The sequence below is a fragment of the Proteiniphilum propionicum genome (genome assembly GCF_022267555.1).
Classification (GTDB): domain Bacteria; phylum Bacteroidota; class Bacteroidia; order Bacteroidales; family Dysgonomonadaceae; genus Proteiniphilum; species Proteiniphilum propionicum.
Genome location: NZ_CP073586.1, coordinates 20,212 through 32,743, shown reverse-complemented (window position 1 = coordinate 32,743; position 12,532 = coordinate 20,212). Strand labels below are relative to the sequence as shown.

11 protein-coding genes are annotated in these 12,532 nt (G+C 41.3%); 3 read left to right on the top strand and 8 right to left on the bottom strand.

Translation table 11 applies throughout. From position 1 onward, the window contains the following. Positions 1–6: 6 nt before the first annotated feature. Both lysA and miaA read right to left on the bottom strand, forming a co-directional pair. Entirely contained in the window at positions 7–1,164 is a 1,158-nt protein-coding gene (gene lysA / locus KDN43_RS00120; RefSeq protein WP_238867676.1) for a diaminopimelate decarboxylase, read from the bottom strand. Positions 1,165–1,349: 185 nt separating this feature from the next. Next, positions 1,350–2,264: a tRNA (adenosine(37)-N6)-dimethylallyltransferase MiaA gene (miaA, locus tag KDN43_RS00115; protein ID WP_238867675.1), complete on the bottom strand. Its 915-nt coding sequence runs from the start codon at positions 2,262–2,264 to the stop codon at positions 1,350–1,352. A 794-nt stretch (positions 2,265–3,058) separates the two neighbouring features. On the opposite strand from miaA, the gene KDN43_RS00110 reads away from it, so the two are divergent. Further along, on the top strand, positions 3,059–4,669 hold the full coding sequence (locus KDN43_RS00110) for a DUF3078 domain-containing protein (protein ID WP_238867674.1): 1,611 nt from the start codon (positions 3,059–3,061) through the stop codon (positions 4,667–4,669). Between the two features lies 1 nt (position 4,670). Here KDN43_RS00110 and fmt read toward each other — a convergent pair whose 3' ends face one another. The 6 genes from fmt to recR are packed head-to-tail and all read right to left on the bottom strand — an operon-like array spanning position 4,671 to position 9,776. Beyond that, a complete protein-coding gene (fmt, locus tag KDN43_RS00105; RefSeq protein ID WP_238869513.1) occupies positions 4,671–5,648 on the bottom strand; it encodes a methionyl-tRNA formyltransferase in 978 nt (325 codons plus the stop codon). Between the two features lie 28 nt (positions 5,649–5,676). Continuing rightward, positions 5,677–7,494, bottom strand: a complete 1,818-nt coding sequence (locus KDN43_RS00100; protein ID WP_407681775.1) for a chloride channel protein — start codon at positions 7,492–7,494, stop codon at positions 5,677–5,679. Positions 7,495–7,520: 26 nt separating this feature from the next. After that, the gene (locus KDN43_RS00095; protein WP_286832593.1) at positions 7,521–8,102 is read right to left on the bottom strand and encodes an L-threonylcarbamoyladenylate synthase; all 582 of its coding nucleotides are present in this window, start codon (positions 8,100–8,102) and stop codon (positions 7,521–7,523) included. Between the two features lie 24 nt (positions 8,103–8,126). Then, on the bottom strand, positions 8,127–8,660 hold the full coding sequence (locus tag KDN43_RS00090; protein ID WP_238867672.1) for a GNAT family N-acetyltransferase: 534 nt from the start codon (positions 8,658–8,660) through the stop codon (positions 8,127–8,129). Continuing rightward, positions 8,638–9,147 carry a hypothetical protein gene (locus KDN43_RS00085; RefSeq protein ID WP_238867671.1) on the bottom strand — a complete coding sequence of 170 codons (510 nt, stop codon included), beginning with the start codon at positions 9,145–9,147 and terminating at the stop codon, positions 8,638–8,640. Before KDN43_RS00085 ends, KDN43_RS00090 begins: the two co-directional genes overlap by 23 nt. Beyond that, positions 9,144–9,776 (bottom strand): recombination mediator RecR, encoded by a 633-nt coding sequence (gene recR / locus KDN43_RS00080; RefSeq protein WP_238867670.1) that lies wholly within the window; start codon positions 9,774–9,776, stop codon positions 9,144–9,146. The genes KDN43_RS00085 and recR overlap by 4 nt, the downstream gene beginning before the upstream one ends. A 338-nt stretch (positions 9,777–10,114) precedes the next feature. Between recR and KDN43_RS00075 the strand changes: the two genes are divergently transcribed. After that, a complete protein-coding gene (locus KDN43_RS00075) occupies positions 10,115–11,047 on the top strand; it encodes an NAD(P)-dependent oxidoreductase (RefSeq protein WP_238867669.1) in 933 nt (310 codons plus the stop codon). 16 nt (positions 11,048–11,063) lie between these two features. Next, positions 11,064–12,143, top strand: coding sequence for a 3-phosphoserine/phosphohydroxythreonine transaminase (gene serC, locus KDN43_RS00070; protein WP_238867668.1), 1,080 nt, complete (start codon positions 11,064–11,066; stop codon positions 12,141–12,143). Positions 12,144–12,532: the final 389 nt, after the last annotated feature.

The following is a 12,532-nucleotide window of genomic DNA, read 5'->3' as shown; positions in this document are numbered from 1 at the left end:
ATTTAATTAAAGAGTATCAGAAAAACAGGATTCAGGAAGATCGCGGCAGTTGTATTGTGATGCCATTGTTTCTCCGTATGCTCCGGTAGAACGAATGGCTAAGAGATCACCCCTTTCTGCCCAGTTCAACATTAACTGTTCAGCGAACACGTCACTAGATTCACAGATAGGGCCTACAACGTCGTAGGGTGTGTATTCATTGTCTGAGCTGATATTTTCAATATGATGAAATGCCTGATACAAGGCTGGCCGGATTAAATCGGTCATGCCGGCATCAACTATCAGAAATTTCTTCTGAATACCTTTCTTCACGTAAAGAACGCGGGTAATAAGTGAACCGCATGGAGCTACTACCGAACGGCCCAGTTCGAAGTGCAGATTCTGGCCTTTTTGTAGCTTCAGGTTTTTTACGAACAACCTGAAATAGGACTCAAAATCAGCCATCGGGAAATGGTTGGGATGATGATAATTTATTCCAAGTCCTCCACCCACATTTATTATCGAAAGCCTTACACCCCTTTTGTTAAACCATTCCTGCAACTCCTCAACTTTAACGCATAGATCCTCGAACGAAGAGAGGTCGGTAATCTGAGAACCTATATGGAAATGCATCCCGATGAGCTCAATATTCGGAGAGGAGTTTATAAGCTTCAGCACTTCCGGAAGATCCCTTTCGTTGATGCCGAACTTGTTTTCTTCTAAACCGGTGGTAATATATTTGTGGGTATGCGCATCAACGTTAGGGTTAATGCGAAGAGCCACACGAGCAGTTTTTCCTTTTCCTTCAGAAAGGGAATTGAGCACCTCAAGCTCAGGTATAGATTCAACGTTAAAGCAGAATATATCATGCTTGAGCCCGATCTCTATCTCCCTGTCGCTCTTTCCAACGCCGGCAAAAACAATTTTACCGGGAGAAAAACCACACTCCAGTGCCTTTAGTATTTCATTTCCGCTTACACAGTCCACACCAAACCCGAAAGAAGCTATCTCTTCCATAATGCGCGGGTTTGCATTCGCCTTTACCGCGTAGTGTATGTGAAACGGCCTATTTTCGGTCTCTTTCTTTATTGTCTCAAGAGTGTTTCTCAACAGCTCCATATCGTAATAATAGAAAGGCGTGTCAAGTTTCTTGAATTTCTCAACTGGAAATGCTCCTTTTATCATCTGTTTAAACGTATATTTGGTGAAAAGCAGATCCTGTTGCTTTTGAAGCAGCAGGAGCTCTTGTTATCAGGACAGCAAAATTACGATAATTCCGGCGATTTTCATACAATTTATTTTTTTTGCAGTGAAGGAGACTTTTAGCAGGGGTACTCAATAAATGAATGGGATGAAAAACTCAATTAAGCTTATTTCCCAATGAAAGAATGTGCTTGTAATAGTTTTTCTTTCATTGGAAGAGAAGCGTCAATCCAGTGAATAGTTAATCCGCGGCGTTCCATTCCCCTGAACCAGGTCATTTGCCGTTTGGCAAACTGATGAATAGCTGTTTCCAGCTGTCCTGACATCTCTTCATAACTGATAACCCCTGTCACGTATAGGGTTACAAATTTATATTCCAGCCCGTAGTAGATAAGATCTTCCGGTGAGACACCTGAATTTATGATTTTTTTCACCTCATCTACCATGCCTTCACGTAATCTTACCTGCAGGCGGTCGCTAATTTTTTTCCGACGCAAATTCCTGTCGATATGAAGTCCTAGTATGATGCTATCAACAGACGGGAATTCGGAAGCCGAAGCTGTCTGTTTAGACTTGAAATCGGCAATTTCTATCGCCCGGATAGCCCGTTTTTTTGTGTCTGTATCGGTGATGTTGTGAAGTGGGCCATAGCTTCGCAGTATTCTGGCCAGTTCTTTCAGCGATTTCTCTTCAAGAGATCTTCTCAATTCGGAATCGGCGGGCACGTCTGGCAGGTTATATCCCTTTAGAACAGACTCAATATAGAGCCCGGTGCCGCCGCAAAGTATGGGCCTTTTACCGCGCGATATAATATCAAGGTATGCAACATGAAAATCGTGCTGATAGTCGTAGAGCGTATACTTGTCGCCCGGATAGCGAATATCGATGAGATGATAGGGTATTAGGGTGCCGTCAACAATGTAATCAGAGAGGTCCTTGCCTGTACCGATATCCATCTGCTTGTATACCTGCCGTGAATCGGCACTCAGAATTTCACCATCCAGCTCATAAGCCAGATGTGTGGCAAATGTGGTTTTGCCACATGCCGTAGGGCCAAGTATTGTGATCAGTCTATTTCCCATATTATCAGCTTTCCCCGGCATCTCACCCGAAAATAGCTAAACAGCTTATTTTTATATACGCATCGTTTGGATAGATGCGAAAGTTAAGTGAGTTACTATTTCTGTGCAGTTATACTGATTTTATTACCAAGAATGTTACTTTAAAATGAAATCTGGTCTTCTGCTGCGGTCAGTTCTCCCTGTGACTCAAGACAAGTTTGATTCGCTCTCAGCACAGTATATATTTTTTTATTCGATTGCAATGAAAAAGACATTTTGGACGGGGCTCAATTGTTATTTCTATATCTTATGCAAATATAACTATTGTCAAACGATTTTACGCAATCATCGTATAAGCAAATTTTTAATGTTTCATATTCAGCTATCCGTTATGTTATAGTTTTAGTGTTGACTGAAGTCAGCTATTTGGATTAGATCCCATTTTTTCAGCTATTTTGTTGCTGTTTTGTTTTGATTTGAAGTCTGATATTTGGAATATGTTCAACTTTTTCTTTCTTTTCGGTTTCAATAGAGTTCCCGGAAACATCTTCATAAGATGAAAAATGAGACTATTTGTTCGAACACCGGTTTTAAAAGAGTTCCCGGAAACATCAGAATATTAAATTTTCAGCTGTTATCGTAAAACATGCAAAGTTAAATAACAAGCAGTCGAAATGTGAGAGTGGTTTTCAAAGCATATCGTTTTTAAGTAAAACATTTTTTATATCTTTGCTATTTGTAATAAAATAAAATCGGAATAATAAAATTTGCTAAATAACAGGAAATAAGCATATTAATACAATATAAATTTAGGTATGAAACGAATCGTTTTTCCTTTGATTTTATCTCTTTTTTCATTCGGGGCAGTGGCTTCTGTGATTGACGTCACGTCTTATGTTATAAAAGATCCGGTACAAGTGCAGGATAGTACGGATTTGTTTCGTAATATAACAGATATAAGCAGGCAAATAGAACGTCATACAAACCAACCGGAAAACACACAGACAGTTTCTCCTGAACAGCCAGAAGTACAGATTATTAATGTTGAGCCGGTTGCAATACCACGGATTAATGTTAATATGTATCCAGCACCTCAACGCAGAGTATTCACATCAACTGAACCCCCTGTTCCCAATGTTAAACATTATTTAATGATTAACCATCTCGATTCACTCTATTCAAGGAAAGAGAATGGGACATTGGAGCTGCCCTTAAGATATTATGATAATAATGCAATGGATGGATTGACATTCAGGGATACACTTTTCTACAGCCCTCTGTTCCTTCCCATGATTTTCACAGGTGAAATTCTTCCGCGAGAATTGTCATTTTACCCCATGGATGAGGACAAAGATAAAGGATTGCTTATACCGCTGGAGAAAACTTTCGCTCCAAAGCTAAGGCACTACGATTTTGTACAGGATGTAAGGATGAACTATTATAAGACCTACCCTGATAAAGTAAAATATACTGTTGAAATTTTCGACACCCTGCCGCGTATGTCTGGGGCGGATGATGTGGTGAAAGAGACTTTTAATCCATTTCGTGAGCTTATAAAAACAGAAACTACATATTCCCTCGATGCACCGGGTGTGGAGGTCGCAACCATTAACCGGAGATATTGGATACGCAATGGAGAACACTCTTTTCAGTTTGCTCAGAACTATTTTTCCGATAACTGGCACAGGGGAGGTACAAATAATCTGAACTTCAACAGTTATCAAAAGTTTACTGCAAATTACAATAAAGACAAGGTGAGGTTCAACAACACATTAGAGTGGAGGCTATCTGTTTTTAATGCACCTGATGATACACTTAGGAGATACCGTATAGGAAATGACCTTGTTCGTTATTACGGCGACTTTGGAGTTAATGCATTTACGAGCAAATGGTCATACTCAATGAACCTGGAGGCAAAAACGCAACTGTTTAATGCTTATCCCACAAACTCTAACGATCTGCGATCCGCTTTTCTAGCTCCTTTATATGTTAATGCAGGTGTGGGTTTGAAATATAATCTGGACAAAAAATCAGATAAGGTGCGTCATCGTCGTGTGAAGCTGGACCTGGCGATAGCTCCTATTTCAATAAACTATAAATATGTAGGGAACTCCTCAATTAATGTGAAACGGTTCGGTATCCCTGAAGGAAAAAAATCTCTAATGGATATCGGTAGCACCATTACATCGATCTTTAAATATGATATTACACGCTACATAGCATGGGATTCACGTCTTACATATTTTACAAGCTATGAGAAGGTGGTATCGGAATTCGAAAACTCACTTAATATGGCATTGAGTAATGCACTCTCAACCCGCATATATTTGAATGTCAGGTTTGATGACGGGGTGCCACCCGATTCGAAGCTAAAATATTGGCAGTACAACCAGACACTCAGCTTCGGATTAAATTATAAGTGGTAGATTATATAAATAACGCGTTTTCACTAAAAGTGTAACCGTTGAGGAAATCGGTGATATTCATCCTTTTCTTTCCCGGCAACTGAAGTTCGTTAATGTGAACGAACCCGTCCCTGACTGCTACTTTTACAAAGGTTTTGTGATCTGTTTCAATTGTTCCCAAGGGTAAGGAGTGATTGCACCTTTCAGCTACTTCCGAGGCAAACACTTTGAGTCGCTCTGCCTCATTGCTGCCGTGCTGGTTTAATTCTGTCCATGCGGCGGGGTAGGGCGATAAGCCACGTATAAAATTAAATATCTCAGAAGCAGTTTTTCCCCAGTCGATACGGCAGGTGTCCTTGAATATTTTGGGTGCTGGCTTCAGTTCCAGCTCTTTTGCGAACATTTTGTCCTGCAGAACCGTATCTGCCTTACCGCTAAGGACTGTATCCACCGTTTTTAATACAAGGGATGCTCCCATCGCCATTAGCCTGTCGTGAACTGATCCTGCATTATCTTGTTTACTGATAGGTGTCTTTTCCTGAAAAATGATCGCCCCGGTATCTATTTCGTGAGTTATAAAAAAAGTGGTTACACCTGTCTCCTTTTCTCCGTTGATGATAGCCCAATTGATGGGGGCAGCACCACGGTATTGTGGAAGCAGTGATGAGTGCAGGTTTATGGTGCCTTTGGGTGGCATACTCCAAACTACCTCAGGCAGCATGCGGAATGCCACCACAACCTGCAGATCGGCTTTCAGTTTTCTCAGTTCATTCAGAAACACCTCATCCTTCAGCTTCTCCGGCTGTAACACTGGTAACCCTTGCTGCAATGCATACTGTTTCACGGGTGATGGCCGGAGTGAATAGCCCCTTCCTGCCGGTTTGTCGGGCATGGTTACTACTCCCACTACATTATATCCGTTCTCAACCAGCGCTTTTAGTGATTCAACAGCAAATTCGGGTGTCCCCATGAACAAAATTCGTGCCTCTTCTTTCTTAATATTGATCGTACTATCCATCTTGATTCTGTTATTCATCAGTTTCGGAGTAATTTTCTACCAGAACTTCCCTGTATGAGTTAAACACTGAAGATTGTGACAGTAGCCCCTGATATACTCCTCCGGAATCTACTACCGGTAGATTCCATGCTTTTGTATTTTCGAATATTTCCATCACCTCTTCCATACTTGTGTGAATATCAATTTTTGATGGCGAACCCACCATAAATTTCTCAACTGTGAACCTGTCGTAAAGCTCCGGACGGAACATGATATTGCGGATATCGTTCATCAAAACAAGTCCTAACAGAACACCACTATCAGTAACAACGGGGAAAATATTTCTTTCAGATGCAGATATAACCTTAACCATATCACCTAGTGTCATTTCGGGAGTTACCGTAGGCACATCTTTCTCAAGCAGATCCTCTACCTTCAGGAAAGTAAGAACTGCCTTATCCTTGTGATGCGTGATCAGTTCCCCACTCTTGGCAAGGCGCATGGCGTAGATGCTGTGCCTTTCGAACATCAAAATTGTTCCATATGAAACCAGAGAAACAATCATGAGAGGAAGGAACAGATGATATCCGCCTGTAAGCTCTGCGATAAGGAAGCTACCGGTAAGCGGTGCATGCATCACACCGGCCATCACTCCCGCCATACCCATAAGTGCGAAATTCTCCTGCGGCAGATAGGTAGTATATCCTAACCGATTGAGTGTATATGAAAAAACAAAACCTGCGATGCAACCCAGAAACAATGTAGGTGCAAATACCCCTCCTGTTCCTCCTCCACCGTTGGTGGCACTAGTGGCAAATACTTTAAAGATAATTACCGGAACAAGAAAACCTACTATTGCCCACCTGCTTGCAATGTTGTGAAAAAAACTTTCGTTCATAAGAGAAAGAAAAGAGTCGCCTCCTGCCAGCAGTGTGTTGATAGTGTTGTACCCTTCACCATACAGAGGAGGAAAAAAGAATATCAGTATGCTGAGCAAAACTCCTCCAAGCAGAAATCTTTTCCAGCTGGGTAAATTGTGGAAGATATCTTCCAGCCAGCCCATTGTGCGAATAACATAGAGCGAGACAAAACCACAGAGAATACCCAGAATAATCACATACGGTATTCGATCGAGTATAAAAGGTTCAACCAGAGTAAAGGCAAACATGGCGTCCATGCCTGTGAGAAGGTATGAAACGGTGGTTGCGGTTACTGCTGTAACAAGAAGAGGTAGTATTGAAGACATGGTAAGGTCGAGCAGCAACACCTCAATCACGAAAAGGATACCGGCAACGGGCGCTTTGAAGATTCCGGCTATAGCTCCGGCGGCACCGCATCCTACGAGAATCATCAGGCTGCGTTGTTCCAGTTTGAAGAATCTTCCCAGATTAGACCCAATGGCTGATCCTGTGAGTACTATCGGTGCCTCGGCTCCTACGGATCCTCCAAGGCCTATGGTTACGGAGCTGGCTATAATCGACGAGTACATGTTATGTGGTTTTATCCTGCTTTTGCGCTGAGATATGGCAAAAAGAATTTTTGTGACGCCATGGCTTATATCGTCCTTAACTACGTATTTTACATATAATCCGGCAATAAGGATTCCCACAATAGGGAATAGGAGGTAGGAAAAGTTAAAATTATCGCGACTGAAATTCTCGGTCAGGAAAAACTGAAAAAAATGTATGGCCGACTTTAAAATATAAGCAGCTGTAGCAGTGAGTATTCCAACAAGGAAGCACACAAATAGCAAAAAATGACGCTCTTTTATATGAGAATCGCGCCATAGCAAAAACTTATTGTGTATCTCTTTAAATTGCATATTTGGAATAAGGTTCCTTATGTTCATCTTAAGGACAAAGATAGCAAAATTGTTTATTTTCTGATAATTTGTATTGTGCCGTCTCTACTTAATTTCACAATTGATGATGGCCTGGATTGGGCTTGTTCTTTTTGCCGATATGTGACAATATAGTCAACTCCGTCTTTTATGATCGCTTTTATTTGTGAAAACCGGGTTGGAGAGGGATCGCCACTCAAATTTGCCGATGTGGATACAATGGGCTTGCGGAACTGTTTACACAGTTCTCTTGAAAATGCTTCTTCTGTAATGCGTATACCAATTGACCCGTCGGGTGAAATAAGATTGGAAGCAAGGTTTTTGGCTCCGTCGTAGATTATGGTGAGCGGATTGGTGGTTAACTCTATAAGGTCCAGTGCGATATCAGGCACTTCTTGTACATAGGAATTCAGCCTGGCCGGATTGTCCATAAGAATGAGCATCGACTTGCTGTCGTCTCGCTGTTTCAGCTTATAAATGCGTTTAACCGCGTCTTCATTTGTAGCATCGCAACCGATACCCCATATGGTGTCGGTAGGATAGAGGATGATTCCTCCCTTCATTAATACATCACAAGCTTTTTTTATGTCGTCCTGCATATTGTTTCCTGTTGAAATTCATTTATCGTGACCCGTAACAATTTATTTTTCCGGGTTAATTTTTTGCATCACCTGTACATCCTCGAAACTCTCTTCACCTGAAAGCCATTCTTTCAATATCCCTACCGGAAGATAGAAGGCTTTCGTAAACAACGAGGTACTCTCCTTGTTTTTTACAGGTACAAAAGCGTAAAGTTGCCTTAATTTTAGAAAACCAAAAGCATACTCTTCAAGGAGTATCAGCGTTTGCAGGCCCAGCCCCTGTTTCCGGAATTTTTTATCTATCAGGATGCCCACACCCGCCCTACGGTTAAACGGGTCAAAATCATACAGGTCGACAGCGCCTGCCGGCTCGGCTGATTCCTTCAGCTCTACAATCAAACGGAGCTGTTTGTCCACATATATATCGTGTCGTGAATCAATAAGGTACTGCTTTAGTGTGAACCGGGAAAAGGGGTGGATTGATGAGCCGCTTTCCCACATCTCAGTGTCATTCTCCCATACGTAGAGTACATCAAGGTCTTCCGGTTCAGGTGCGCGTAACCTGATATTTCTATTCTCCAGGTATATCTTCATTTCCGGGTATTGTTTTAACATCCTGCAGAGGTTCGTTTTTTTCACCCTTCACTTCAGTCAGTGCTGCCAGTTCGGGGTACGATGGCCTGCAAAATAAAAAGGTGATAAAAAATACTACAGTAAACCAGAAAAAGTTCATATTCCCTGAATACCCGTACAGAATAATATTTGTTAGCGCTGCAATGCTTAATATGTATATACGTGTGAATGATAGCCATTTGTATTTCTTTATTGCTGCGCAGGCCTCTAAGGGACTATGAATCTTTTTCATGCCGATGGCGAAATATTTCAATGCTCCCGGAACAGCAACTATGGAAATTATCAAGGTGAATGTTTCCAAAGTGACACTGATCGTCTTTTTCTCATGAAAAAAGGGAAGCAGACGAAACAGAAAAAGTAAAAAAAGAGATGCCAGAAAAATTATATTTACGTAATAATGGGCTTTCAGAAGCCGGATGGCCTTGTCAATTTTATTTTCTTCTCTCATTTCGACAGGAGTTTATACGATTCATCGAAGGGTGTGCGGTTAATAATAGAACGTCCAAGTGTCACTTCATCGGCATACTCTATTTCATCACCAATGGAGACACCTCTGGCAATAATGCTTACTTTTACGCCGTATGGTTGCAATCTTCTGAAAATATAAAAATTTGTGGTGTCGCCTTCCATCGTTGCACTCAGTGCCAGAATAACCTCTTTTATATTGCCGTCACTCACTCTCTCTTCCAGGCTTGCAATCTCCAGGTCAGAAGGGCCGATGCCGTCGATAGGAGAGATGATTCCACCCAACACGTGGTACACTCCCCTGAACTGAATGGTTTTCTCAATCGCCATAACCTCTTTAACGTTTTCCACTACGCATACAAGAGAGTGGTCGCGTGATCTGTCGGCACAGATACCACACATTTCCGTATCGGAGATATTATGGCATGATGAGCAGTATTTTACTTCATTTTTCAGCTTAATTATTGTGTTCGCAAAGTTTGCAACCTTCTCTTTATCCTGCCGCAACAGGTGAAGTACCAGCCGGAGTGCCGATTTTCTTCCAATACCCGGTAGTTTGGCAAATTCGTTGACCGCATTTTCGAGCAGAGTTGATGGATAGGGACTGTTCATCGCGTTGTATATTTCGTGCGCTGACACAAAGATACGATTAATCGATTTATCGGACAAATATCTTTTAAGAGAGATAAATAATGAACAATTGAGATTTTTTTATTCGGATTTCGTTTTTTGTTACGCATAAGTTTGTAAATTTGTAACTTTATTTGGAGGTAAGATTCCATACAGCAGACACTGTTTTTTTAAAAAAATAGTGAAGCATATTTTGTAAAGATTATATTTTCAAAAACAGAAATTTATTTTAGGTTGTAACATTATATGTTTTTGTAATGGGAAATCTCATACCCGTCAAAAATGTAATTTCTGTAAGTTATATTAAAAAGATAAAAGATATGAGAGTACTTTTGGCGACAAGTAAACCGTTTGCTCTACAGGCAGTAAAAAGGATACAAGAAATTGTTGAGTCTGCGGGGCACACACTTGTCATATTGGAGAAATATACAGACAAGTCTCAAATGCTTGATGCCGTGAAAGATGTAGAAGCTATAATAGTCAGAAGTGATATTGTAGATGGTGAGGTAATATTTGCTGCTCCAAACCTGAAAGTGATTGTAAGAGCCGGGGCTGGTTACGATAACGTGGACCTTGATGCTGCCACTCAACAAGGAATTTGTGTAATGAACACTCCCGGCCAGAACGCAAATGCCGTAGCTGAACTTGTTTTTGGCATGGCCATTTATATGCAACGCAATCAGTTTGACGGTTCGGTAGGCCGTGAGCTCAAAGACAGACGACTTGGATTGTATGCTTTCGGAAATGTAGCGAAGATGGTGGCCAGGATTGCCAGAGGTTTCGACATGCCGGTTTATGCCTATTCCCCGACTCTTACTCACGATGACTTGCGCAAAGAGGGTGAATACGGTGTTATTGCTGCATATAGCAACATAGAGTTGTTTGAAAACAGTGATATAGTTTCTTTACATATGCCTTTGCTGGGTGAAACTCGTAACTGTGTAAATTATAGCCTTCTGTCACATATGCCTCAGGATGGTCTTCTTATTAATACGGCGCGTAAAGAACTTATAGTAGAGGATGATCTTTTACGAATTATGGAAGAGCGGCCTCTATTTCAGTTTGTTACCGATATTAAGCCGGACAAGCATGAAGAGTTTCTTGCAAAATTCCCAAAGCGCTACTTCTCCACACCAAGAAAATCGGGAGCTCAGACAGCAGAAGCCAATTTAAATGCCGGGCTTGCCGCAGCCAGACAGATTGTTTCTTTTTTTAAGGATGGAGATGACAAGTTTAGAGTGAATAGAAAATAATAAATATACCAATAAAATGAAAAAATACAATTTCAACGCTGGCCCGTGTGTACTTCCAAGGCCTGCAATAGAGTCCGCAATTGAAGCAATTCGCGATTTTGACAACACCGGAATAGGTATTCTGGAGATATCACACCGTACACCTGGATGGGAACGTATCATGAAAGAGACAGCAGACCTCTGGAAGGAGCTTCTCAACATTCCCGACAATTATAAGGTCTTATTGCTCGGAGGCGGTGCCAGCACTCAGTTTTTTGATGTTCCGGCTAATCTTATGAAAAAGAAGGCTGCATATTTGCAGACTGGTGTGTGGGCCAAAAAAGCAATTAAAGAGGCAAAATTCTACGGCGAGGTTGAAGTTGTGGCTTCTTCCGAAGATAAAAACTACTCCTATATTCCCAAAGGATACACCATTCCCGTCGATGCCGATTATTTCCATATCACCTCCAACAATACTATTTACGGTACGGAGATTCATGAAGATATTGAAAGTCCGGTGCCATTGGTAGCCGATATGTCGTCTGACATTATGAGCCGCCCGGTAGATATATCTAAATATGGAATAATATATGGCGGGGCGCAGAAGAATGTTGGACCTGCCGGTGTGGCTTTTGTAATTGTACGCGAAGATATTCTTGGAAAAACGGGCCGCCCGCTGCAGACCATGGTGGATTATCGCACACATATAGGCGCAGCAGAGAAAGACCGCTCCATGTTCAACACTCCTCCTGTATTTTCTATATTCGTGATGCATGAAACCCTGAAATGGGTAAAGGAGCTGGGAGGTGTTGAGGCAATGCACAAGCTCAACAAGGAGAAAGCTGCGCTTCTCTACGACGAGATAGACCGGAATAAACTCTTTGTTGGAACCGCAGCCAAAGAAGACCGCTCCATCATGAATGTTTGTTTTGTGATGAGTGAAGAGTATAAAGACAAAGAGGCTGCTTTCCTTGAGTTTGCAAAAGAGAAGGGAATGGTTGGGATTAAGGGGCATCGTTCAGTTGGAGGCTTTCGTGCATCCATATACAATGCCTGTCCTAAAGAAGCCGTAGAGGCATTGGTGCAGTGTATGCAAGATTTTGAGAAGCAGCTGTAAGAAACGCGCTTCGCTCAAATAGCTTGTCAGATCACATCTGTTTTATCGAATGGGTTTCCGCTAAACATTTGATAGGTCTCATATTTAGCTGCATATGTTTTAATTTATATATGCGAAACTTGAGTTAGTTATTGTTCTCTTTTAGAAGAGGAGATGAGTAAGAGAGGGTGAAGTCACACTGTGATGCACTCTCTTTTTTATTTATTTAACTATAAAATAGTACGAGAAAGTTTCTACATTACGAAAAATTCGTAAATTTGTATTGTTTAAATAGTCGTGTGCCTTTTAAAATGTCTGAGTTTAGTTTTTTGAATATTTAAATAGCAGAGATACAAAAATACTTCGACGATTACTTTAAAACAATTCTTATAATTCACTGAATATCAGTA